General features: G+C 58.3%; 21 protein-coding genes. 16 read left to right on the forward strand and 5 right to left on the reverse strand.

Annotation, left to right across the window (positions count from 1 at the left end; translation table 11 throughout):
- Positions 1 to 108 precede the first annotated feature (108 nt).
- The 7 genes from ABIB66_RS31905 (at position 109) to ABIB66_RS31935 (ending at position 7,457) form a co-directional block, all read left to right on the forward strand.
- On the forward strand, positions 109 to 1,128 hold the full coding sequence (locus ABIB66_RS31905) for a hypothetical protein (protein WP_354256946.1): 1,020 nt from the start codon (positions 109 to 111) through the stop codon (positions 1,126 to 1,128).
- Positions 1,129 to 1,152: 24 nt separating this feature from the next.
- Entirely contained in the window at positions 1,153 to 1,788 is a 636-nt protein-coding gene (locus ABIB66_RS31910) for a hypothetical protein (protein WP_275169655.1), read from the forward strand.
- Positions 1,789 to 1,809: 21 nt separating this feature from the next.
- The gene (locus ABIB66_RS31915; protein WP_354256949.1) at positions 1,810 to 2,427 is read left to right on the forward strand and encodes a hypothetical protein; all 618 of its coding nucleotides are present in this window, start codon (positions 1,810 to 1,812) and stop codon (positions 2,425 to 2,427) included.
- 331 nt (positions 2,428 to 2,758) lie between these two features.
- Complete coding sequence (locus ABIB66_RS31920; RefSeq protein WP_275169657.1) at positions 2,759 to 3,040, forward strand: hypothetical protein; 282 nt, start codon at positions 2,759 to 2,761, stop codon at positions 3,038 to 3,040.
- 277 nt (positions 3,041 to 3,317) lie between these two features.
- The gene (locus ABIB66_RS31925; protein ID WP_275169658.1) at positions 3,318 to 3,824 is read left to right on the forward strand and encodes a hypothetical protein; all 507 of its coding nucleotides are present in this window, start codon (positions 3,318 to 3,320) and stop codon (positions 3,822 to 3,824) included.
- A 485-nt stretch (positions 3,825 to 4,309) separates the two neighbouring features.
- A complete protein-coding gene (locus ABIB66_RS31930) occupies positions 4,310 to 6,310 on the forward strand; it encodes a vanadium-dependent haloperoxidase (RefSeq protein ID WP_275169659.1) in 2,001 nt (666 codons plus the stop codon).
- Positions 6,311 to 7,160: 850 nt separating this feature from the next.
- A complete protein-coding gene (locus tag ABIB66_RS31935) occupies positions 7,161 to 7,457 on the forward strand; it encodes a hypothetical protein (RefSeq protein WP_275169660.1) in 297 nt (98 codons plus the stop codon).
- 75 nt (positions 7,458 to 7,532) lie between these two features.
- Here ABIB66_RS31935 and ABIB66_RS31940 read toward each other — a convergent pair whose 3' ends face one another.
- The gene (locus tag ABIB66_RS31940) at positions 7,533 to 7,718 is read right to left on the reverse strand and encodes a hypothetical protein (RefSeq protein WP_275169661.1); all 186 of its coding nucleotides are present in this window, start codon (positions 7,716 to 7,718) and stop codon (positions 7,533 to 7,535) included.
- Between the two features lie 319 nt (positions 7,719 to 8,037).
- Here ABIB66_RS31940 and istA point away from each other — a divergent pair, with 319 nt between their 5' ends.
- The 3 genes from istA to ABIB66_RS31955 all read left to right on the forward strand — a co-directional run bounded on the left by istA (position 8,038) and on the right by ABIB66_RS31955 (position 11,369).
- Entirely contained in the window at positions 8,038 to 9,339 is a 1,302-nt protein-coding gene (istA, locus tag ABIB66_RS31945) for an IS21 family transposase (RefSeq protein ID WP_354256955.1), read from the forward strand.
- A 20-nt stretch (positions 9,340 to 9,359) separates the two neighbouring features.
- On the forward strand, positions 9,360 to 10,199 hold the full coding sequence (gene istB / locus ABIB66_RS31950) for an IS21-like element helper ATPase IstB (RefSeq protein ID WP_275169662.1): 840 nt from the start codon (positions 9,360 to 9,362) through the stop codon (positions 10,197 to 10,199).
- A 906-nt stretch (positions 10,200 to 11,105) separates the two neighbouring features.
- Positions 11,106 to 11,369 carry a hypothetical protein gene (locus ABIB66_RS31955; RefSeq protein ID WP_275169663.1) on the forward strand — a complete coding sequence of 88 codons (264 nt, stop codon included), beginning with the start codon at positions 11,106 to 11,108 and terminating at the stop codon, positions 11,367 to 11,369.
- A gap of 149 nt (positions 11,370 to 11,518) precedes the next feature.
- Here ABIB66_RS31955 and ABIB66_RS31960 read toward each other — a convergent pair whose 3' ends face one another.
- A complete protein-coding gene (locus ABIB66_RS31960) occupies positions 11,519 to 11,788 on the reverse strand; it encodes a hypothetical protein (protein ID WP_275169664.1) in 270 nt (89 codons plus the stop codon).
- A 562-nt stretch (positions 11,789 to 12,350) separates the two neighbouring features.
- On the opposite strand from ABIB66_RS31960, the gene ABIB66_RS31965 reads away from it, so the two are divergent.
- On the forward strand, positions 12,351 to 12,986 hold the full coding sequence (locus ABIB66_RS31965; protein ID WP_502917454.1) for an ArdC family protein: 636 nt from the start codon (positions 12,351 to 12,353) through the stop codon (positions 12,984 to 12,986).
- 292 nt (positions 12,987 to 13,278) lie between these two features.
- On the opposite strand, the gene ABIB66_RS31970 is transcribed toward ABIB66_RS31965, so the two are convergent.
- Entirely contained in the window at positions 13,279 to 14,133 is an 855-nt protein-coding gene (locus ABIB66_RS31970) for an AAA family ATPase (RefSeq protein WP_354256960.1), read from the reverse strand.
- 211 nt (positions 14,134 to 14,344) lie between these two features.
- Positions 14,345 to 15,583: an AAA family ATPase gene (locus ABIB66_RS31975; RefSeq protein WP_275169666.1), complete on the reverse strand. Its 1,239-nt coding sequence runs from the start codon at positions 15,581 to 15,583 to the stop codon at positions 14,345 to 14,347.
- Between the two features lie 465 nt (positions 15,584 to 16,048).
- On the opposite strand from ABIB66_RS31975, the gene ABIB66_RS31980 reads away from it, so the two are divergent.
- The 3 genes from ABIB66_RS31980 (at position 16,049) to ABIB66_RS31990 (ending at position 21,881) form a co-directional block, all read left to right on the forward strand.
- Positions 16,049 to 17,596 (forward strand): Fic family protein, encoded by a 1,548-nt coding sequence (locus ABIB66_RS31980; protein ID WP_354212027.1) that lies wholly within the window; start codon positions 16,049 to 16,051, stop codon positions 17,594 to 17,596.
- Positions 17,597 to 17,683: 87 nt separating this feature from the next.
- On the forward strand, positions 17,684 to 18,958 hold the full coding sequence (locus ABIB66_RS31985) for a YiiX/YebB-like N1pC/P60 family cysteine hydrolase (protein ID WP_275169668.1): 1,275 nt from the start codon (positions 17,684 to 17,686) through the stop codon (positions 18,956 to 18,958).
- 52 nt (positions 18,959 to 19,010) lie between these two features.
- A complete protein-coding gene (locus ABIB66_RS31990; protein WP_354256965.1) occupies positions 19,011 to 21,881 on the forward strand; it encodes a YecA family protein in 2,871 nt (956 codons plus the stop codon).
- Positions 21,882 to 22,166: 285 nt separating this feature from the next.
- Here ABIB66_RS31990 and ABIB66_RS31995 read toward each other — a convergent pair whose 3' ends face one another.
- Entirely contained in the window at positions 22,167 to 23,228 is a 1,062-nt protein-coding gene (locus ABIB66_RS31995; RefSeq protein WP_354256968.1) for a restriction endonuclease, read from the reverse strand.
- Between the two features lie 350 nt (positions 23,229 to 23,578).
- Between ABIB66_RS31995 and ABIB66_RS32000 the strand changes: the two genes are divergently transcribed.
- Both ABIB66_RS32000 and ABIB66_RS32005 read left to right on the forward strand, forming a co-directional pair.
- Positions 23,579 to 23,857 carry a DUF5334 family protein gene (locus tag ABIB66_RS32000; RefSeq protein ID WP_275169671.1) on the forward strand — a complete coding sequence of 93 codons (279 nt, stop codon included), beginning with the start codon at positions 23,579 to 23,581 and terminating at the stop codon, positions 23,855 to 23,857.
- Between the two features lie 757 nt (positions 23,858 to 24,614).
- The coding region (locus ABIB66_RS32005) for a hypothetical protein (protein ID WP_354256972.1) at positions 24,615 to 24,813 on the forward strand (199 nt) is incomplete at its 3' end.

Consider the following 24,813-nt stretch of genomic DNA (forward strand, 5'->3'; position numbering starts at 1 on the left):
TCCGCTTTCGCGCAGCAACTTCAGGTCATTGGCAACGATCCTGTTGCCGGGCCGCTCTGCGCCGGGCCTTTGGGCCCTGGCCCCTGTGCCGCCGTGCAGCAGTACATATTGAACCAGCAACAAGGGCAGCAGCCTGGCCCGCCGCGGGTGCGTCCGATGCCGGGTGCTCCCGGTCCCGGGTCAGGCACTCCAAACAGCGGAACCGCGCAGCAGATTGCGATCCAATGCGCGCAGCAAGCGGGCGGCTATGTAGGCTTGTTCGCTGCGTGCGCCGGCCAGAATGTTATCCTGCCCGAAAAACAGCAGGCCGTTCTGGATTGCGCAGTGTCGAATTCAGATACGGAAGGATTTGCGAGCTGCGCGGCTCCTCATTTTGGCATACAGCTCAGCGACGATCAGCGCATTGTCGCCGACTGCGCGATGCAGTCTCAAGGCGACCGAGATGACTTTCTCGGGTGCGCCGGGACACGATTCGCAAATCAACACCTGACACCGGAGCAACAGGCTGTTCTGAATTGCGCCGCGACCTCGGGCGGTGACGCCTCGGACTTCGCCTCGTGCGCCGCCTCGCGGATCATCGGGGCCCTTCTTAACAGGGAACAAAGGATCGCGGTCCAATGCGCCGCGCAGTCGCAGGGGGACTACGGCACCTTCGCATCCTGCGCGGGCGCCAATCTGTTCAATCTGAACCTGAACCCCGAACAACAGATAGCCGTACAATGCGTCGTCCAGACCGGCGGCCAGTCTTATGCAGCCGCCGGCTGCATGGCCACGCGCCTGACGGCACGTGAGTTGGAGAAGTGCTTTACTGACGGCATCGGCGGCTCAGGTTGTTTCGGCGACAACAATGATTTCATTGGACGTAATGGGTGGACCGCGCGAACGATGGGGCAGATTGCGGGCGGCCCGAATTCTGTCATTCGCAACCCCGGCCAGATATGGGGCGGCGATAATTCGTTCGTCAGGAATCCGGGTCAGATATGGGGTGGGTCGAATTCCTTTGTGCGCAACCCGGGCCAGTTCTGGGGCGGCAACAATTCGGTCTTCAACAACCCCGCGCAACTTGCGCCGCCGCCGGTCACGCTCGGCACGGTCGGAGGCCATCGCATTTGCGTCCCTTGGTGTTAGTGTAAGAAACGTTCGGAGTTAGCCATGGGCAAATGCACTCTAAGTGGATTGGCGAGTGTCGCGTTCTGCTTGTTCTGGTTATTTGCCCAGAATGCCTGGGGGCAGCAACCCGACGACCTCGTCATAACGACCCATCACATAAATGCGGTCCGCGACGCGCGGACGCCCTGGAACGAAATTCAGAATTGCATGCGTGACGCCGCCTGCGCGGCGGCGGTCAACGGAATCGGGGCGCAGGTCGGAATCCCGTCGAATGCAATCCGGCTGGTCGGCGCCGGCGCCGCATTCACGGCCAGGCCCGAGGGCGAGGAGACGCACTACTCAATTCCCGCGCTGGATGGCCGCAAGATTTGCCGCGTGCAGGTCCGGACGACGTCCGTTGTGCCCGCGACCGGCGACCGGGCATCGCTGTTCTCCCTCAGCGCCGCTCCGGCCGCGGTGGCAATCTATACGTGGACGCCGCGCAGAGGTATCGGTGGGGGACGAAGCTGGTACGATGGGATGGTCTTTGTCGCTCACGTGAAGGCCGGGCTCGCCGACGACTACTCCAAATCCGGGAAATGCAGCGTGCCCCAGACCGGCCAGCCCGCCGCCTACGCATGCCGAGGGGCCAGCGGTGTGAACCACGGGCTAGCAGCTTGCGGTTCCAAAGATCTATGAAATCCAGTGGAGTGAACCCGCATGATGCCGCTCGCAAGGCTGTGGACCTGGATAGGCCAGATTTTCATCCCGCTTGCCATCGGGTGGGCCATCTACATTCGCAATGGCTTCGGAGAGAAATTGCCTCCAGACGGCGTCCTGATATCGCGCGGATACTGGGGACTCCTCATTGCGCTGCTCGCGGGCAGCGCGCTTGTCTGGACGTGCGCTCTATATATCGGGCTGGCCAGCAAACGGCGCGCACTGCTTCTTGTTCCGCCCAATACCGCCTTTGAAGACGCCAAGGATCGCAGTGCGGTGATCTCCTATGGCACCGCTTGCATTTTCGCGCTTGCGGTGCTCGCTGCGCTCATCACGTTCGGAGCCCGCTATTCGGAGAGCTTTATTCAAGGCTGGAATTCACGAACTCCGGTTCAGCAGGGATTCTGGAGCAGTCGGATAAAGGCCCACGAGGTGGGATGCAGTTCGCAGCCATGTTATGCGGTCGGTCCCAGAATTGATGGTACTGGCACTACGGTGTTCGGAGTCAACGAGTACATCCTGTATGTGACCGACGGTGTTCTGGCCCTGTTCGCTCTACTGCTGGGTTCGGGTCTCGTCTATCTCGCCGTCGTGCTGACGCGGCGGCCCTCACGTTAAGCACGGCTTGGCCCCGGACGCCGCGGCACGTTGATGACCGGGAGCCGTCGCGTGCAAATTAAGCCGCGAGAGGGGGACGAGTGGAAATCCCGTTTTTGCGATGAACATTCCGCGCCCGGATAACCGGCTACGCACTCAGCCTGCGCGTCCCAGGCAGCGGCGTGATCACTCCCCCGCATTCCATTCTTCTGAAGGCCACGGAAACTGGTTTGGCCCATTGTGGCCTGCTGACCAGCCTATGACCTATGTCGCACATGCCCGTGTGCGTATTCTGAATTCATGGGAAAATGAAATTGGCACATGAATAGAGAAAGCAGCGGGAGGTAGTGTAATGGCTGGAAAATACGAATCTGAACGCCGTGAGCGACTTGCCGAGCGGCGCACGTCGAACGTCGACTCCGATGATCCCCTCCCGCTGGAATCCCGGTTCGGCCCAAACAGCTTCGGTTGCCACGAAGCCCTGCATGTCACAAATCTTGTCCTTGGTCTTATTGAGTGTGAACTGGCTGAACATCCCGCGATCCTGCTTCAGCCGGAATGGTACGCTCATGTAAGGAAGGTGCAGGACGAGCTGTACGTCCTTTATCCGGAGATTGCCGTAACGCAATCGTAGACCGGTTGCCATTGGTGTCCGGCGCCGAGCCGATAACCGTCTGCAGCAAGCCCTGTCTGGGAAAGAACGCCGTTCTTCCCGGAACGAGGGTCCGGCACCGGGAGCGCAGCCTAGCCCGGCATACGGAAGTACGGCCCCGCCGGCGCCCTGCGGATATTCTGTGAATTCCATTTGCGCACGAGGCCAGAAAATCCGCGGTTTCGCGCGGATTTTGCAGCAACAACTGCCGATATGATAAAATGTATCTGTGGAATTATTGCGAAGGATATTCGAACTGGTGGGCAGCCTGCCCCTGCGTGGCCCGCACGACGGTTATGAAGGCATCCTGCTGGCGCGAGGACTCAAGCCCAGTGGGCTGCTCTGTACAGCCGGCGCGCCGGGAGAGCCGCCGATCCATTGTGACGAAACGTTCGAACGCGAAATACTGGATCAGATCCTGATCGCCGACGAGGCCGTGGCAGCGGGAAAACTCAGAAAATATGTCGTCGTCATACCGCCCCCGAATTTTTTCTCGGACCAGCACACGCTCTTCAACAATTTCTACGCGCAGCCGGAGCATGAAGACGACATGCGCCTGTTTGCCGAAGGGCACAGGGCCATATGGCTGCACGGACATGACGCCCCTCCCGGCCTGACGAAAGAAACCGGCGAGTATTTCGGTTACGCCAAAGCCGATCTCACCCCGCCGCATTCGAACCGGGGCGCGCGGTTCCTGCTGCACCATACCAACGATTTCCGGCGCTATTGCAGGATGCGGGCTCTGCTGTCAAAGCCCGCACCGTAGTGCTTATCTCGCGTGACCGCAGTCGCGAACATCCTTCCAGACATCGCATGTTATCGCAGAACGGACATTCCCTACCGTTGATGTCACGGGCGCAATGTCCGCAGGAGCCAGACGCGAAATCTTTACGCTTGCTATGACGCCCCCAAACTGCGGCCACCGGTCAGCCGAAGCGCCGGTGCTTTACCGCCTTTTGCTCATCGCGCTCACGCGGTCCGCTTCCGGTGGCGGCATGATGCTAAGCGATAGGCCACTCGGTGAAAGGACCGGCGCCCGATTTCCAAAAACACCGCGAAAAAAGATTGGTCAGTAACCCTGACCACCGCGACGCTACGCAAGCAAGCGCGTGCAGAGAGGCGAGTGCTGTATGCATATCGCGCAAGACGCAAGTTGACTCGTCGCGACAATTAGATAGTGTATTATTTTTGCGATAAACACTTAGGTTGAAGAACCAGCGCAACCCATGGACTCCGACTCGGGAGGTTTGCATGCGTGTTATCCAATTGGCGGTCGCGGCCCTTCTTCCCTGGTTCATTCTAAGTGTAGCGCACGCGCAGGGCCTGCAACCTGAAAGCAAGCAGGAATTTCAGCGGGTGTACGGACTCACGGCCAGGCCTTTGACATCGCCTTCACTGACCGGCCCGGCCGCAGCTGCCACCCGAAATAGTTTGCAGCAGCAAAGTGCCAACGAATTCAGACGTGTCTTCGGGCAGAACGCGTTGTCCGGCTCGGTCACGCTGCAAACTCTGTCAACGCCGCAGACCATCGATTCAATAAGCCTTTGCGGTGTGACCGACAGCACGGACAGCCGCAAATATTTTATTTTATGGCACCTGATCTCGCTTGATCTCTCGGCGCTCGATCACCGTGCGGTCATCGGCAACAGCCCGAATACCTATCATCTCCAGTTCGGCCCGGCGCGAACGGCGCGCGCACTCGCGCTCATTCACCAGGCAATGTTCGAAGCTTCTAACGCCTTCGAGCGAAAGTATCAGTCTACGTTGACCGGGTGGGAAACCGGCCCGACTGCGAGCGCATCGCAGGATGCAGCGATCATCGAAGCCGCTTATCAGGTCAGCGCATGGCTCTACCCTGGGCTCAACGATCAGCCTGCGGACGCAAATGATCCCGCCAATGTGAAGAGCCTGTTCAGTCTTTCGCAATACTACATTTGCTCCATGGCATCGCTCCCCGATGACGCCAAACGCAAAGCCGGCATTGACATCGGTCGTTCGGTTGCCGGCAAGATCATGGCTGAGCGTTCCCACGACGGCGCCGAACGGCCCGAACCGCTCTGGAACAAGGATTTTGTCCCGCGCAGGCCCCCCGGCGGCGCCGACTACGCCTTCCTTCAATGGCAGGTCGACCCTGTCTCGTCGCTCATGACGGCCCTTGGCACTTACTGGGGTGAGGTCAAACCTTTCGCCCTCACATCGGGTTTTCAGTTCCGTATCGCTGAAAATGACTCACCTGCGGAAACAGTGAGGAAGCTCGTTCCACCTAATGCCTATGACAAACTTCCTTCCTACACGGCCATCAAACGGGACGCGCGCGAGTCCCGTCTTGATCCGAGCGGCAAGATCACCCAGCCTCCGCCGGGTCGGGACGGGCTGCTCATCGCTCAGTTCTGGGCGTATGACGGTACAGCCAATCTCTGCGCTCCCGCGCGCCTCTACAATCAGATAGCGTCGGCCGCGCTGAATCAGATCGAGATGCATCCCGACGACGGTTATCGCCTCATCGAACCGACATCGACGACGGATATCGCGAGATTCTACGCTCTTATAAATCTCGCGATGGCCGATGCGGCAATCGCCGCCTGGGATTCAAAATTCCATTTTCAGTTCCCGCGTCCGGTCACTTACATCCGTGCATTCGATGAAATGACCGCGATGGCAGCCAATCAACCGGTGACAACGAAATGGTTTCCGATCGGAGCCCAGGTCACGAACTCGGATCAGACCAACAATATAACACCGCCATTTCCGTCCTACCCGTCCGGGCACGCGGTGTTCGGCGGCGCGCTCTTCGGCGAGCTTCGCCAATTCGTCAAGCCGACGACGACTTTCAAATTCATGTCGGACGAATTCAACGGGAAGAACAAGGATGTGTTCAACTACGTTCGCTGCGCGCCGGAGGACGCTCAGAAAGATCCACGATTCTGCAACAGCCGGGATTTCGTATTGGACTGCGCCGAACGTGAAAATGCCGATAGCCGCCTTTTTATGGGCGTCCACTGGGTCTTCGATGCCGATGACGGGATCGCGATGGGTAACAAGGTCGCCAGCCATGTTTACCGTCACATCATGAGACCGCTGGACGCACAAGGTCAGGCTTTCGATCCGCCTCTTCGTATTTTTTCAGTCACGCCCGATACCAAGCTGCGCACGGACCTCGTTTGCCCCGGAATAAACAATCTGCCGGCCGGCTGGGACGACACCGATGCGACCAACGGCTTCGGACCGCTTAAGATTGAAACGGTCCAGTAGCTCGCAGTTACAGAAGCGAATTCCGGCGGCCGGCGGGCCTGATGTGCTTCGATAGTTTGCCTTCAAAGGCCTTCCAGCAAGAAGCATTCTTCCCGGAAGACCCTGGAAGCACAATGAAGCGCGGTTCGGTGATTGCTCTCATTTCACCTTGTCATTACCCGGACGGATTTCTCCTTTTTCCATCCGCATTCCTCTCCTCGCACGCCGTGCCGGCGTCTCTGATCATGACTTCACTATGGGGCCCGGATGCTCGCCAATTTCGGCAAGCTAATTTTGCAAGAATAGTACAGTATTACGAAAACTATGCCGCATTTTTTTGCTGCCGAGCAAACTCATCGATGGTAATTATTCCGAATGAAAGCGGAAAATAGCAACATAAAAAGATTATCCGAGATTGCAAACGCAGTGTTCGACGGCAGTTTCCTTGCGATGCACGTTTCAACACTTGGCTCAGTGGTTACGTCAGTACTGGCCATGCCGCATTCTTCGTTCGCATCCGAAAGCCTCGGAGCCGGGCCTTTCCTCTTCTGCATGGCCGGCGCTGGAGTGAGCGCGGCGCTCGCTGCTCACTCCGGGATTGCAATATGGCTGCTCGATAGGTTCGATCGCGCGGCAAGCGAGACCACTCTCCCTTCATGCCGCCGGCAACGGTCTGAAGTTTACAGACAAACACGTCTAAGTTACGAAAACACGTAGAGGGCGATCAAAGCTTCCGCTACCATATTCGCGCGAACGCCATTTAGCATCAGATATCAAACGTCGCAGCAGGACCTCGACGGCATCCCTGACCCGGTCGCGTGCGCGAAGGCGGCGCGTACCGCTGCGGACGAGGCAAAAGGTTATAAGGATAATGCCGAGAAAGCCGCAAAAAGATGCGGCCACCGCTAAAGGTGCAGCAGAGGCGATAAGAAAAAAGCTGACCAAAGGCAAGTGTTACCAAAATATCCAGGCCGGCGCCACAATCCTCACTCTCGCAGGGTTGGCTTATCAAAGTTTCGAAATCACCAAGCAATCAAACATTACCGAACAACAGCTGCGGGTCGCATCGTACACCGAGGAACTCGGAATCGAGCAGAGATTGCGGGAAGGTACTCAGTCGATACAGAAACGTGTCTACGATAAGAACGGGGTTGCCGCGCCTCGATAGTTCATCCTCACATTCCTTCCGGGAAGAAAGCCATTCTTCCCGGAAGGACGGAGGGATCGGCAGCAGGCGAGCGGCCTAGAGCGGCGGACGGAAGTCCGGCCGCGCCAGCGCCCTGCGAATATTCTGCAGGTTCGCGCGGGCCGCGCGCAGCTCCGCCGAGCCTTCCGGCAGATTCGGCAGTTCGCCCGCGATGCGGCGGAGCAGAGCCGACAGCTCGGTCCGGGTGGCGCGCATCAGTTCGCCTTGGGTCAGTACACGCATGGTTTTCTCCTTTGCTTTCCGGCCGCGACCATCGCGGCCTTCATGCGCAGGCCATGCGCCGAAGGAGACCCGCTTCATCGCTTGCGACCGCAACGCAGAGGAGGAGTTCTCGCGCAGCAGAACTTGCAGCGAAGGGATCCATCGGTGCGAAATGGCCGGATGAAGGACGACGGACGCGGACGGCAAAGGAAGAAAATCCGTCCGGGTAATGACAAGGTGAAATGGGAGCGATCACCGAACCGTGTCGCGCGCCATGGAAAACTGCCCCCTCAGCGTCACGAGGAACTGCCCCCTCCTCGGATAGCTGAGGAGAGAGTGAATGAAGCGGGAACGAATCACTGAAAGCTCGGCGTGGAATGATCCACGGGGGCAGGTGATGAAGACGCCGGATGACGTGGCGGAGATGATGCGCCTGAGGGCGTGCGGGTGGGGTGTGAAGCGGATTGCGCGGCAGCTGGGCTGCAGCCATCACACAGTAAAGGACTACGTGGCGGCGGGCGGGGTGAAGCCATTCAAGTCGCCTAAGCGGCCGAAGCGTCTCGACGGCCTTGAGGGTTGGCTGCGCGAGAGGCTCATTCGGCATCGCGGCAATGCCGATGTGGTGCGCCAAGACCTGTTGGCCGAGAAAGGCGTGGCAGTCAGCCGGCGGACGCTGCAACGCGCCGTGCAGCCCTATCGCCAGGCGCTGAAGGCGGAGGCGCTGGCGACGACGCGGTTTGAGACGCCACCGGGTCGGCAGCTGCAGATCGACTTCGGGGAGCGCCTGGTCGAGATCGGAGGGGCGAAAGTCAAGGCATTCGTGTTCGTGGCGACGCTCGGGCACTCGCAACGGCTCCATGTGCGTGCGTTCCGGGCCGAGAGGCAGGAGCATTGGTTCGCCGGGCTCGAGAGCACATTCACGACCTTCAGCGGTGTGCCGGAGGAAGTGCTGATGGACAATCCACGCGCGCTTGTCGTGCGCCACGACGCGGTGAGCCGGTCGGTTCAGTTCAACGACAAGCTTATAGCCTTCGCAAAGCATTGGGGCTTCCGTCCTCGCGCCTGCGCGCCATATCGGGCGCGCACGAAGGGCAAGACGGAGAACGGCGTCGGCTACGTGAGGAAGAATGCGATCGCCGGTCATTCCTTCTCAAGTTGGGAAGCATTCGAGGCGCATCTCGACAGATGGGAGCGTGAGGTTGCGAACGTTCGTATCCACGGCACGACCGGCGAGGCGCCGATCATCCGCTTCGCGCGTGAGGAGATACATCGGTTGAAGCCGCTCGGGGGGCAGCCGTCGTTCGGATCGTTGCGTGAACTGACCCGCGTCGTCGGCAATGATTGCGCCGTCGAAATCGACACGAACAGCTACTCGGTGCCCTGGCGCCTTATTGGCGAGCGCGTGGCGGTAACGATCGCGGCCGGCGAAGTCCGGATCCGCCATGGATTGCACCAGGTAGCAGTGCACAAGCAGTCCGAGGGACGCCGGCTGCGGATCGTCGACGCCGCCCATCTCGATGGTGTCGCTGGGCGCAATGGCGCGGTCCGCCAGGAGATCGCGGCAGTGCTGGATCCGTCTCCACCGCCGTCGTTGTTACGCTCTCTTGCCGAATACGAAGCTGTGGTCGGAAGAGGCTTCTGATGGCGTGGGGAAAGAAGATAATGGAAGAAACGATCGATCCGCTCGATGCCATGCTGGCGCGATTGCAGCTCTCCTGCATCCGCGATCAGCTCGACAGCCTGCTCGACGAGGCGGCGCGCGCGAACCTGTCGGCGCGTGAGACGCTGATCCTGCTGTGCGAGCGCGAGATCGCACGCAAGGATCATCGCCGCATCGAGATGGCGCTGAAGCTCGCACACTTCCCAGCCGTCAAGGAACTGGCGGGCTTCGACTTCGAGGCGCAGCCGTCGATCGATCCCAAACAGATCCGTGACCTTGCCGCGTCACGTTGGATCGCCAACGGAGAGAACGTGCTGTTGCTCGGGCCACCCGGAGTCGGCAAGACGCACTTGTCGATCTCGCTGGGGCGAGAGGCGATCCTGGCCGGGTACACGGTGCAGTTCACCACGGCGACGACGCTGGTCACAGGTCTTGCCAAGGCCCACGGCGAGCGACGCCTGGACGAGAAACTGCTCGCGCTGGCGAAGCCAAAGCTGCTCATCGTCGACGAGCTCGGCTACTTGCCACTTGAACCTGACGCGGCGCATCTGTTCTTCCAACTGGTCAGCCGGCGCTACGAAACCGGCGCCGTGCTGATCACGTCCAACCGCAGCGTTGCCGAATGGGGTACCGTGTTCGCCGATCCCGTGGTCGCCACCGCGATCCTCGACCGGCTCCTGCACCACAGCCATGTGCTGACGATCCGCGGCGACAGCTACCGGCTCCGCGCCAAGCGCAGGAGCGGCCTCATCAAAACGCCGACCGCCGGTGACGACCCTCCAGTCGGCTCCGCCTCCCTCCGGCCCGTCACCGGCGGAAACAACCTTCAACCGAGATCATAATCCCGATGGTGGGGGCAGTTCTACATGACGCAAAGGGGGCAGTTCCGGATGGCGTTTGACAAACCGCGCTTTACGGAGCTTCGGCGGGGGCGTGCGAACTGCCCGGCGTATCGGGTGAAGGAGCGAGCACGGATCACGTTGCAGAATATTCGGAGGCGATTAGGTGCGTGCGGCGAACGCCGCACCGGGCTCTGAGGATCAGCCGTTGAGGTTTCACTTTGCTCCCAACCGGACCTCGGACCGCCTCTTCAGCGGTCGCGCACGGTCGTGAATCCTGCTGACTAATCCCGCCAGTTCGCTATCCTGCGCAGCGGAGCAGGCCGCAAGATAGACCGTTCCGCTCCGGCGGCCGGCGACGCGCAGGAGCCCCTCTACATGTTCGACACTCCGCTCCAGAAAAGGGTCGCAGCTTTTACGATGATCGGTGTGGTCGTCGCGGTGAGCAGTGTGATTGTTGCTTTGCTGGCGTGGCTGATGCCCGACCCATTCGGGCGCTCCAGCCCAGTCCCTCCTCGCGAGCCCCCGCGTATAGGCGACGTAGCAGCTCGTCCTCCCCCGGTTTGGCAGCCGCCGGCCGATCCGCAGTTCGATGCGCCAGAGAGCTTCCGGCCAAGGGCAGTCGCTTGGATGTGCAAAGACAATAGTCCCATTAACTTGTCGCACGCGGTGTGGGGGACGTATCCCCCGGGGATTGCAACCATCGAGTACGTCGACCCCAAAACGGGGCTGCGCGAGAAAGCCTCATGGCCGAGACTAGACAGTGCATATGCGTGGATTGAGACTATGGTGAAGAATGGCACCTTTTGTCGATATCAAGGGAGGTATATGCCCAAGGCAATGTTCGGCAAAGGAGGATAATACGTTCGATGCGGCATCCTTGAGCCGGTCTCATTTTGAGAAGTGAGGTTGACCGAGCCGTGCACGCGAAGCGGCCCGCTGCTCCCCTTCCATCCGCCCGCGCAGGCGAATGGTTTTGTATTGATTCAAATCAACAGCCCCCTTTGGCTCCGGACCGAGCTTCGCGCCATGAAGCCGCCCGAGGAACTACGTCCGCGTAAAGATGATCAGCCAATCAGGCCTTCGCGCCTGGAGGAGATGCGCTTGCTGATCGAAGAGTACGCGGCCGGCCTGCGGGAAATCATCAAAAAGCTGCTCCGTAAGCTGAATTGAGTTCGCCTGAGCTGGCAGCCTCTTCCTTTTTGGGATGGCGCTTTCGCCCAAGACCGGCGACCTGCGGATAAACTCTCAGTGCCTTCTTAAACTACCCAATCCCGGGCACAAGTTGACAAAACTGACCGCACCTACGGCTGCGATACCGATCAGTAGGACGACTGCAACGTAGCCGAAACGGAATTCACTCGGCTGTTCGATGGCATCACTTTCCGTTTGTCGTTACCAACCAATTTTACTATTGCCTTATACGCCTGCGTTTCCGCGGTGATGTTCTGATCTATCCAGAAGTAAGCGTAGCCCGTGAGGGCACCTAGAGCTCCGGCCATCGCGGCGCGCGATCCCATGCCGGGTTTGAACTCGCCCTTCGAAGACAGGACGATAACCCCGCCCATGACCGACACGAGGATCGTCACCACCAGGCAAAGATGTCCCATTGCTTCTTGCGGCGATAGTTCATCTCAGAATACGCGAGATCAAGGGCCCACTTCAGATCCGGCTCCAACTGGCCATTGGACATGTTTCAGATCCCTGCAGCATCTGCCTGGTTCAAGCCTATCCAGGCTATCCAACCGCAACCACAGGTCGAAGACAAAGGGCCTGGCCGCGTCCGCCAAGGGATCAGGCGGGCGCGTGCGGCGAACGCCGCACCGCGCTCTATTCGCTGCGCTCACCGAACCCGCGGAAAAAGCAGTCGGCCCATGCGGGTGACGATCCCTCGCGCAGGATTTTGACGGCAGCCTGCGGCTGACATCCTCTTTCTCATAAGGGGTCAGGGCGGGCGCTGCCCTCCCTCCCTTGGCGCGCCTTCTACCGGACCGGCAGGGCCGCGTCCGGCGCATCCTTCTACGCAAGAGCTGCGAAGGACGCCCCGTCCGCACCCCGGCCAGCCGCGAACGCACACCGACCCAAACCCTCCCGCTCTCGGCGATGGCCAACCGGGTGCAGGCGCACCCGTATTTTTTATTGAGGAGGGAAGTGATGAGGAGTGACGTTTATCAGCGCGTGACGGACAGCATCGTTGCGGAACTGGAGCGCGGCGTCAGGCCGTGGCTCAAACCCTGGAACGCGGAGCATGCGGCAGGCAGGATCACAAAGCCGCTTCGCAGCAACCTCATTCCGTACCAGGGCATCAATGTTCTGATGCTGTGGGCGGAGGCGGTGGAAAAGGGATTTGCTGCGCCGATCTGGATGACGTTCAGGCAGGCGCTTGAGCTTGGCGGGCATGTCCGCAAAGGCGAGAAAGGCAGCCTGGTCGTTTATGCGTCCAGCATCACCCGCAGCGAAACGGACGAGGCGACCGGCGAGGAAACGGCGCGCGATATTCCGTTTATGAAGGGCTACACGGTCTTTAACGTCGAGCAGGTCGAAGGCCTGCCGGCGCAATTCCACGCCCCCGCGCAGCCGCGCCTTGAAACTTTGGAGCGCATTGCCCGTGCGGATGCGTTCTTTGCGGCGACTGCAGCCGATATCCGCAGCGGCGGCAATATGGCGTATTACAGCATGGGCACGGATCATGTGCAGATGCCGCCGTTTGAACCCTTCAGGGACGCAGTGCGTCGATCTGCATCTGTCCCGAGCCGTTGCAGCGCACGCAGACCCGGACTACCGTCCTAAGCGATTGCGTTCTGTTTCGGGCGCAGGGCGGCGGCCCAATCAGCAAGCGTCTTTATGTCCGCCATGATCTCATAGGGAGGTGGAACCGCTGCATCCCTGCCGCGTGAGGGATCATGGGCCTCGACAAGATCGCTGCATTTTTTGAAATTGTTTCGGTAGACGTCGACGTCGGCGGCTTCGACTGCGGTTACCCGTTTAAGGCTCTTTGGCGTCGATATAATCCCGATGGCGTAAGATCACTCCGGCGAAGAGAATATCTTCGAGCCCGCGCTCCCAGGAGGCACGCAAGCGATTATAAATTCCGGTATTGCTCTTCGTCATTAGCGTCGTAGAGCGCCCGCGCAGCGCGCCCGTCCTTCTCCAGTTTATCGATACGATCCTTCAGCGAAGCATGTTGCCATGGGAGACCGTCCGTCACTATGCCCGTGCCTGATGGCCCGCGTGAGAGGCTGACGAGCTTTGCCCGAGCGCCGTGCCTCGCGGCTTTATCGTGCAAGTCGTTTACGAACACCATGTCGTGAGTAAACACGATAATTTGTCGCTGTTTGCATTCTTTCACTAGCCGTTCGGCCACCTTGTCTCGCCAACGATGATCGAGGGATGTGACCGGGTCATCGAATACTAGAGTCGACTTATGAGATGCCGTGGCAAGCTCTGCCAGGAACGCTGCGAGAGCTACACAGGTTTGTTCGCCCTCGCTGAGAACACTATGGACTTTGGCTTTCGGGTTTGCAAACAGGCGCACTTGATAGTTAGGTGAGCCGTATTGGCCGCCTGACCGGACTATCTCTACGCGCACTTTTTCTGCCGCAAGGCTGACGATTTCGGATTGGAACTGATCGCGCATCTTCGGCGTAATCACGTTGTCCGCGATGTCATTCCCTAGCTTCGTGATGGCGTTTGTCGTCATGTCGTCTGCACACCGTCTTACAATACGGAGTGTGCCAAGCCGTGCGACCTCCTTGCGGACATTGTCCATAAGTGCCGACACGGCGTCTCGGTCAGCGAGCCCATCGCGCTCTTTGATCAATTTGGCTCGGCCTACTTCCTGGGCCGCGTCATCGAGTTGAGACGCATAGTCCTGGGCAGCCGTTTCGATAGCTTGCAATTGCTCTTTCGGGGAGCTGGCGAACGAAGCGAGAGTCAATTGCATTTCCGTCGAGAGCCTCGCGAGGCACTGGCGTCGGCGCAAATCGGCGCTAGCGAGAAAGCGCAATACAGCCCGCGCGACATCTGGCGTTTGAGCGGCGAGACGGCGGCGCATCGACCCAATGACGCGAATGTCGAGTTTCGACTTTTTTAACGAACTTAACGCCGAAGTGAATGCAGCTTCAGCAGCGGTGGCTTGAGCTTCCGCGTCAGCCTTGATGAAAATCTTGAAGGCGGCCTTTGGCTTCGGCTGTCAGCGGTTGATGGCAAAGCACGCAGACTTCGTGTTCGCTATGCGGGAAAGCTTTTCTCGGATAAGCGGTATGCTCCGCATAACGGCGCGCGGCCTCCCAAAGCGCCCGCCATGTGGTGCCGCCGACACCGGAAACGGAAAGTCCTACGAACGCTTTATCTGCTGCTGCAGTCGCCGCCGCTCGTGTCTCACGTGCAATGTCGGCCAGCGACTTAAGTTTAAGCAGTGCTTCATCAGAGTATGTGACGGCGTATCCGCCGAGGGCAAGAATGAGTCTACGTACGTCGTCGGCGACAAGTCTTTGGGCGGCGGCAGCTTCCACTGGATTCTTTTGCAAATCCTCGCGCAGTCTTGCCAGTCGCAAGCCCTCTTGCGCCGTCATTTCGCCCAAGGTTTCGAGCGTAGCCAGGTCCGTATTGTACGCGAGCGTCGACAGAATTTTACCGACATCGGTTGTCGGGTTCCAAGTTGGCGTCGCGAACACCGGGTGGCGCGCTGCGCTAAGCTGGGCTTCCTCGGCGACGAGAAGCTGTTTCAGTTTCTGGCAGACACCGGCGAGATCGTCCGGAATATCCAGACCAAATGGCCGAAAGGCAACTTCGTTCTTTTCCTGCACATGGACCGAGCCACAGTCTCGGTCAAACACGCTGATCGCAGACAGCACGTTATGCGGGCCTGCAGTATCCGACCAAGCAACGGGATAGGCTGCGACGCCGTCCTTGAGAATGCTAAAGCTGGCAGTGGCTTTTCCCGTCGGGGCCGGTTGATACGCATCAGGCATGATTTCGCCTGCTTTTCGCGCACGGCAGGCACGTTTTAGTACGCGTCCGTAACCGGATTTGCCTGCGCCATTAGGACCGTAAACTATCGTTAGGCCGGCTGTTTCAAATGGTAGAGTTTGTCCAGGCGCAAGTTGATTCACGCCGACAATGTCGGACAGGCTGGTGATGGTAACAGACGCGCCGTTTGCGGGACTGGCCGGTAGATGTGCGGCTTCCAATGCTACAGGTTCTGGATCGAAGCCCGTTGCACCATGCTCTTTTTTGCACAGCGCAAGAAGTTCGGCGATAGCCGCATCGTTTGGTGTTCCTACCGCGATGATGCGGCGCAAAGCGTCGCGTTGCCACATTGGCCGATCTACAGACCAGTCGAGAATAGTTTCGAGAACGGTGCGTGGAGCGGCTGTTGTCGTCATCGACGCCCCGTCGTATCGGAAAACTAGTCCTTATGTTGATAGTCGGCCGCTCCGTCTGACATTTCATCCCGCATGCTTGTGGTTTTATGAAACGGTCGTCCAAACAGGCCGACTCATAAGCCGTGGAAGTAGACTACAATCGGATATTAAAGGACGAGTCGTTGTTGTATTTTCATAACTATCGTCCTCAGGTTGTAGACCTGAGGTTTTAGGGAGTGGTTGGGCAGCAATATTTGAGCCTGCGACCTGAAGTTCTCAAGCTTCCGCCCGACTGCGCTATTTCCCGTCATCGGCCGGGATCGATACGGTTGGCGGGGGCGTACTGATCGGATTCCAATGAAAAGAATGTTTTTCACGAAATCGACTTTGAGAAATCGTTTTTCATGAGGTACAATAGAAATTCGACCGGAAGGGGTTTGCGAGAAGGAAAATCGGGGTCGGAGAGCGTTTTTCAGGAGATTTATATTGAGCGTACAATTTTCAGGACCAGTGAGTGTTTTTCATGACCGCAGGTTGCCGGAGACGGCCGCCCCGGCGGGTTACGCTGCCCTGATCGACGCTTACAAGCTGCCCGTTCCTGTCCCCCGGACCCTTTCGGCGATTGGTACCAAGCACCGGATTATCGAGCAGGGTGGCTGGCGCATCTATACACCCCGCCACGCCCCGGAGGACTCTCTTGAGGGACACCTGACTTTTGCTCTCAAGAACGAGGGATTGGACCTTGCCGTTCTGAAGCGGCTTTTTCTCGCCGTGAAGGAAGGGGAGATCGCAGAACTCGTAAAGCAGAAGCCGACCGGCCTCTACACCCGCCGCATCTGGTTCCTGTACGAGTGGCTGCTTGGCCGTGAGCTGAAGCTGCCGCCCGCCGACAAGGTCTCATACGTGGATGCGGTCGATACCGATCTTCAGTTCGCAGGGACGGGAGAGAATTCGGCTCGGCATCGTGTTCGCAACAACCTTCCCGGAACGCCGGAATTCTGTCCGCTCGTGTTTAGGTCTCCTGCGCTGAATGAGTTTATTGCGCAGGACTGGAAGGAGCGCGCGCGCGCGGTCGTCAATGCAGTTCCGAAGGACCTGCTTGCGCGGACGGCTGCGTTCCTTCTGTTGAAGGATTCGAAGTCCAGCTACGTGATCGAGGGAGAAAGACCGCCACAGGATCGCATTCAGCGATGGGGTCGCGCCATTGGCGAGGCCGGACGTGCGCCGCTCGACGAGCAGGAATTTCTGCGCTTGCAGAACATCGTCATCGGCGATGAGCGCTTTGTGAAGATGGGTTTCCGCCAGGAAGGCGGCTTTGTTGGTGAACACGACCGGGACACGCAGCGGCCTATCCCAGACCACATTGACGCCCGGCATGAAGACATTGCTTCGCTCATGGCGGGTTTGATTGCGTTCGACCATAGCGCCGAGAACGATCTTGATCCCATCATCGCTGCAGCGGTACTGGCATTCGGGTTCGTCTACATCCATCCGTTCGAGGACGGCAACGGACGCATCCATCGTTACCTGATGCATCACGTTCTAGCGCGTCGAGGTTTTAATCCTGCGGGACTGCATTTCCCCGTCTCTTCGGCAATCCTTGACAGGATCACCGAGTACAAGGGCGTGCTGGAAAGCTACTCCAGCAGATTGCTTCCATGTGTCCAATGGGAAGCTACGCAAAAGGGCAACGTAACGGTCCTCAACGATACGGCCGACTTCTACCGTTTCTTCGATGCGACGCCTCATGCTGAGTTTTTGTATGAATGCGTACGCCAGACGATAGAGCAGGATCTTCCGAACGAAACCAATTTCCTTCGTAACTTCGACACGTTCCGTGCGGGCATCGAGAACATGATCGATATGCCGGAACGAACGCTCAACAACCTGTTCGGCTTTCTGCGACAGAATGATGGGCGGCTGTCGAAGCGGGCCCGAGAGAACGAGTTCGCCGAACTCACTCAAGATGAAGTTACGAAAATCGAGCAATTTTACGCGGACTCATTCGGCCAAAGCAGAACCGCAAGTGACTGACAGCGCATCTCGTTCGGAGACAGGAAAAACCTCTCTTTCCAGCGGCGGCACGCCCCTTGAAGGGTACGGTCCGCAATTGGAGTGGGGATGAAACGCATCAAGATCGACAGCGTAAAACCAGGAGACATTCTCTTTACAGCACGCCCTGGAAAGATCAGTAAGGCCATTCGTTTCACGACCGATGGTGCAGTATCTCATGCGATGATCTGCGTGCAGCACGGTTCCTTTATCGACTCGACTTCGAGCGGGGTGCAGGCACGTAATCTGCAGCGTGAGCTATTTGAAGACGATGAAAAGGCGTTTCACTTCCGTCTGAAGATTCCACCTGATCGCAAGGTGCTTGAGCAGATTGTCGACTATGCTCGATCTGAAATCGGTGCACGCTATTCCAAAATCGAAGCGGCACGATCAGTCGCTGCAATCCGCAGGCCAAGATCAAGAAGACAATTCTGCTCGCGTCTGGTTGCGCGCGTATACAAGATGGCCGGCATAGAGCTTGTTTCGGACGCGGATTACTGCTCACCCGAAGACCTGCGGCTCACCCCGCTGTTGAAAGAGCTGCCGGTAGAGTTCGAGCCGGTATCTGCCGAAGAGCTTGCATGGAGATCCGACCAACCGAATCCGATCCAGGCCATGCATGATGCACAGAACGCTGTACTGGATGCCGCGCGTTCTGTTGATCCGGAGGTAGAGAATTTCAATGATATGTATGGCTTGCTCGTAAAGCGCCCAGAAGCTGATCAGGTGATTGCTGCCGCACTTGAGAGCAGTGGCTATCTAGACATTTGGAAGATAGAGGTCGAGGGGCATCCATGGCGTTACTCCACTGGCCTGATGGATCTACTTTCCGCGTCGCCCGAGGCCGTACGCGACTATTGCATAGATACCGTCAAAGCGGCCTACAGCGGCGGCATACGTTTTGCGATCAATCTCGTGCAGCTTCGGGTGCTTCAGCAACAGCATTCGCGCGAGTCGTTCCGCCTTGTGATTGCATTGTATAAAACGCTGATAAGTAACGATCAGAACCGCAGGGAGGCGGCTTATGATTGGCTGCAAAGGCATCACCCTGATCTGCTGAAACAGCACATGGAGGAGATCGAGCCTCATACTCCATACTGGTGGTCGGTAATCGACCGCGTCGAACCAAGACTTGCGGCGTTATCCCGTCATGCCGTCTCCTCCGAGGATAGTACCGATGTCTGCTCCTCATGCGGGGATCACCCGGCCTACCCATACCGTTTGGTCAACGGGGCGGAGACCATGCCCGGAGTGCCATCCTTGCGTCTCTGCGATGACTGCATCGAGATTCGGCGTGGCATGGGCGACGTATTGATGCCTTTTCTATCGGGGTCTCAAAAGTGATCGGGAATCTAATCCGAGTGGCACACCGTCTTGGTGGACGGAGGATTTGTTCTTGACCCAAGCGGAGCAGCGCGGAGTCAATGTCCTAGATCCGGCACAGCTTGTTCGGATTGAAGCCGTGCATCGCGGCTACCTTTTCCAGCATTTGTACACCGTACAGTGCCTCCTGTCGGCGGTCACGTTGTCGATGAAGAGCGTGGAGGTCGAGGGCGACGAAGACGTCGAGGTGCAGTTTGAAGGGCGGCGCATCTACGTCCAGGTGAAGCACCGGAAAGAATCGCTCGCCTGGAACGACATTGAGGAAGCTCTCGCACGCTTCGGAGAATTGCGCGCCGTTCATAAGAGCGGTCAGCGCCACGGAGAACCGGCATTCCTCATCGTCAGCAACGCAGCTCCCAACGGTCCTCTCGCCGCTAGGCTTGCCGCGGCGGATTGGCCAGACGATGTGCGGATCGATTGGCCGTCGGCCGATCCAGAACAGCGAATTCTGCCGGCCCCACAATCGTCGCTTATCGAAACGGCCGAGGCGGCCTGCAAACTGGCGGGGGACCTCCCGTTCTCAACACTCGCGCCACAAACTCTCGTTTGGAAGCTGGCTGGCCTTGTATCTCTTGCAGCCACCGGGGAAGACGAGAATCTGGACCACACCTTCCAGGCTGGAGAGCTCCCCAACCTTTTTGAGCAGCTCGTAATGCAGTTGCAGGATCTGCCACTGCCGCCGTCTCCCTACCGCGTGCAGGAGCACGAACCCGACCTGTTAACCGGAGAAAGGGTCAGGCTGATCGTCGGCTATTCAGGTGCCGGCAAGACCTCGTGGCTGGCACAGTCTGCGCAACATGCTTCTGGCGCTATGATTTACCTGGACGTCGCGGATACACCCGGTGCCGCCCTCGCCAACGCCGTTGCCCGAGAGGTTGCTGGTCGGCTGTTTCAGACGGGGGGCGGTCTTCGCGAGATTCTTTTGCCTGGCGCGTCTGGGCGAGAGATCCTTCAGCTTCTATCCCGCCGTCTGGCTGAGCGCGGAGAGATTGTCACTGTTGCCCTCGACAATGTTCACCAGTTACCTGCCGATGATTTGATGGGGGTGATCCAGTCTGGGAGAGATATGCGCTTTGTGCTTTTGGGACGCCCCGAAGGCGAAGTCTCCACGCTGGAGGCGATTCTTGGCGTAACCCGTGAGGCCCTGCTGGGATGGGGACCAGACACAGTAGCGGCGGCAGCCCATGATCAAGGATGCCAGAGTGGTGCTGCCGATTGCCAGCGATTGATCGAACTCACTGGCGGCCTTCCGCTTTTCGTTCTAAATGCCATCTCCGTTGCAGAATCCGACTACGATGGTTCGCTGAAGCAGCTGTGCGCCGATCTTGCACGATCGGCGCATACCAGGGAAATCGCACAAGACCTCATCCTCGGGCGGGTTTTCGACCGGTTGCCAAAGGCAGTAGCTGACGTTGCCGAACTGCTAAGCCTTTGCGATGCACCACTGAGTCGCACGGAGGTACAGTCGTATGTTGCGGCAGCGAACGGGTCTGATCAGGCCGTCTTCGACAGGGCCCTTCGCCACTTGGTCAGTCAGGGGCTGCTGCAGGTTTTTGCCGACGACCGAATCAAGCTTCACGATGCAGCACGCGCAGTAGGCATGGGACGGCTACTCCTCCACGGCACTGAGAGCGTAAAAGCGCGACGGGAAGCACTGCGAGCTGTCGTACAGAAGAGCCTTGTAGAGAACTGGCACCCGACGAAGCTATCGCTCTTCCTCCGGCTGAGTGGGGAGGTCGGTCGCCTCGATGTTCTGGTCGAAATGGCTACCGACGAGCTCTTCCACGAAATGGGTGTATGGCCCGAGGTTGAAGCTTACCTCGAACACGGCGCACAGGATGAGGCTGTTCCCCCTGATCAACGAATAAAGGCGCTAGATGGACTGGCGTTTGCTGCCCTAAAATCTGGTTCTGAACGCGCCGGTCTGTGGCTCGACCAAATGGACGCTCTGATCATAGCCCACAATCTGGGGGCCGAGGAACAACTGCGCGTCGGCATGAAACGAATGAACTTCCTTGCCGGCGTAGGCGATCGGCGCGGCGCTATGCGTCTGGTGACGGACCTTACGCCGGTCGTGAAAACTCTCCCTCCCGGTCATCAACGTGTATTTTGGTATAACGTCGCATGCGCAGAGCTCGCATTGGGAGACGCGGAAGCTGCAGAGAAGCGCGTTCAGCCTCTAATCCGGGACTATTATGAGCTGATTGGCCTAACGCCAGACAAGGTGATGGGAAACAATGCGCCCCAGTTGGCGCGGATGCTAAAGAAAGGGGCGAACGTCGACGATATCAAGCATCTCGCGGATTCCCTTGACGTACTCGCCAAGGCGCTTGACGCTCAGGATCAGTTTTCTCCGCTCGCTCGTACCCACGCCTTAAAATTTTACGATCTAGCACGTGCCCCAGACTCTCTGTTCCGTGTGGGGCAGGACCTCGTGGATCAGTTCGTACGCAAGCGTGACTTCGATGGTGCGCTGAACATGATGGAGACCATCGTTCTGCCTCAGCTTCGCCAGTGGAAGCTCGCCGATTATCTGATCTCGGTCCGCTCCCAATATGCCGTCGTTCTCGCTTATTGCGAACGATATTCCGATGCTGAAGCCGAGATGGAGCGTCTTGAGCCCTATAGGAGCGGCCTTCCCCCTCTAGCGCAGGGAGAACTTGAGAACCAACGGGAGCTGATCGCAAGTCTTCGGGCGTTCGGACCGCCGCCAAAATGGGTGCCGCCTCCGGGCTTACTTGAAAGACTGGCGGATCACTTTGCAAAGCCAGATCGGATTCGGCAGACACCGGCGCGGGAATCTAAGCGCAAGATCGGACGAAACGAACACTGTTCCTGTGGATCAGGTAAGAAGTTCAAACATTGCCATGGTCGCGCTAACTGACGCCGGCCGTCAGTTGCCGGGGAAGCGTTGACGCGAATGCGCTCCGCCGTGCGCGCCTTAGTGCTAGGAGGAGTAGCGGCTCAGCGCGGACAATATTGTAACTATGAACTCCGACATACTTGACCGTCTGCCGCTCCCCGAAACAGTGAAGCGCGAGGATTTTGTCCTTCCAACCAGACTGTCAGATGAGACCGAGACAGGCGGTTTGTTCGGCTTTCGCTTCGACTAGATTTCAAAGCTACCGGACCATTCGCAAGTCGCCGCGCGACTTCCTGAAGAGGCAGTCTATTCGCCGGTAGGAAGCTGCTTTCGAGGTATAGCGTTAAAGTCAACCGGCTGCAGGCCTGCGGTTTCCTCAAAGGGAAAGAACCCGTTCACAGCCACCGTTATGACTGACCCGTTCTTAACTGGCTCTTGCCCGCTGGGTTTGCCGTCCTCAGCACGGAGCTTGGCCAGAACAGTATATTTCGCATCACGGGGCCGGGCTGCAGATGACACTGTTCCGTTGACGCAATTCTCGACGGCAAGAGCAAAAAGATATTGTTCCGCGCGGTCGACCGTAATCCGACTCTGATCGATCTTTATTCCGAGGTCGAAAGAAAGCTTTGGGACGAAGATGCGCGCCAAGGCTTTCGGTATTACAAATGGACGGTCCGGCAGCAAGTTAACCGGGCGTCGAAAATATCGCGTACATGTCGCTCCTCCATTTATGATGAAGCTCTTCTCAAAGGCTGTTGAGAAGCTCTGTCGCGCTGCGTCAAAAATATATTCCTCAAGCGGCTTGCCAATCGAAACGCCGTCGCGCGCAATTGTGGGCGTTGAGCTTATCGGACCTTCAAGGCCAAACTCCAAATTCATCGCAAGGGGTGTTGCATCGGCAGGGTAGCCGACGGCTGTAACATCGTCGGATCTGACGTTGCCGATGGACATCTGTGTCACGTGGAGAAAGACATCGACGACACGGCCGGGAAGCCCCCATTCCTCGCTGGTCAGGTCGCGAACGACGAACAGGTCTATATTCTCGTGCTGAGCTTGGGTAATTGCACCCGATTGAAATCCTCTGGTTGAGAATATCACGCCGCGAGACGCCCCGAGATCGTGCACGGCAGTTGCAAGCGAATCAACCTGCTGCCGCTCAACTTTGGAGTTCCAGAATTTACATTCAGCAATGACCAAATGCTCATAAAGGCCTTGCTTGTGTCGGAGTAAAACGTCGATTTGACGCGGGGCACCCGAACGTCCCGTCACGACGACGTCTCGTTCAACACGCACTTCTCCGGTCTCATGGAGCGAAGCGACCAACCGCTCGAAGCCGCCCCAATCCACTACTAAGTCTGTCAAGCTCATCCAACAAATCTAACCCATTTCAAGCGAAGCGTCGCGCAACTCCAGTGCGCGCGGCTCTGCCGGTCCGGCGCTGGACGCAAGCGATCCGCCTGGAGCCGCCTCTAGGCCGCAAGTCCGACATGATCCGCCGCGCGAAGCGATGCGATCGGGCATGTCCCATTCTCTTGAAAGCGAGCGGCAATGAAAGCCGCTTAGCAGCCATCGACGGTAAAATTATATCGCACAAACAATGACATAGGAGTGCCCAGTTTCATCCTCCCGGGTGTGCCAGTTAAATCAATTACTTATTGAATTCTTCGATCCGTGCGCCGCCCACTGGGTAAGCACCGGTAAGCAGGAGAATTGCCCTCGTGATACGCCTAAGCTTCTTGCTCGCGGTCCTGACCGCGTCCACCAATCTCACTGAAGCATTCGCATGGGACGGCACCAATGCAGTAACCGGCTCGAGCGTCGAGATTAAGCGAGGCCAACTTGTTCGATCTGAACGAACGATTGAGGTGTATGACAGCGATCATGGCTACAAGGAATATGACGTAGACAGCATCCGGCGATTTGGCCGAACGGTCGAGATCGAGGCTACCGACACCTCAACCGGCGAGAGCACTACGCTTCAGATGGACGGCGACTGAACCAGCAATCTGGGAAGGCGCTTCCGGCACCTCGCCAAGAGGGACGACCGGCCGGGGGCAACATTGGGCGCACGACTTGTTGTGAGGCGTTGCGGATAAGTGCCGATTCAGCTACAGCGTGTCCAGGGGAATGGGGCATCTGAATGGCCAAAGCGGATGGCGGCGATCTGACAACAGCCACGCGCAAGTATGTGGAGGCCGAGCTAAGCCGCCGGCTCCAGCATATCGAGAGAACCCCTCGACTGCGACGTGATTACCTGCATCCACGGTATCGGACCGCCCCTCGATGATCTAAGACTATCGTTGCTGCCCTGAGAGCCCTAGAGAAGCTTGCTGCTTCAGGAATGCCTGGTGAAGGTTATGATCTCGCCTCCCCCTATGGGGGTAGGATCAGCACTCCGCCGCGGCCGTCTTTGACCAAATCCAAGATGACTACTGCGCCTGAACCCAACGTAGGGCAGAATGCAAAAGAGGCCTCGCTCATAGCGGGGCTTTTCTTTGACCTGAACGCGGGTTCTCGCTGCCTCCACCCTCCACCCACAAGTGCGGCCCAGCTTATTTCTGACGCCAATTCCGAGGTGTCGGCTTCTCAGGCATGGTGGAGGGAGCGTGCAACCGCCCTTCTGCGGCATCGGCGAGCCAATTGGCCCAGCGATCTATGAGCGACTCGGGATCTATTTCCTCGATTGGCCAAGCCAACTGAAATTCAGACATTCCGTTCCAGAGCGCCTTTGCAGCCTCAATACCCGGATCGGCCATGAAAGGCCGCATCGTCGTGTTTCTGCCCAGCAAAGGCGAGACCATGAAGGCGGTCTCGGCCCACTCAAATCGACCAGCCTGGAAGGCATCGCAATACCATAGTGTAGCGCGTCGATCTGGATGGGAAGGCGCGGCAATCTGGATGGCGAGTCAGTGTCGCGGCGAAGTAATGATTGCCGCGCAGATTGTCGTGCGCA

Source organism: Bradyrhizobium sp. F1.13.3 (genome assembly GCF_040548265.1).
Lineage (GTDB): Bacteria > Pseudomonadota > Alphaproteobacteria > Rhizobiales > Xanthobacteraceae > Bradyrhizobium.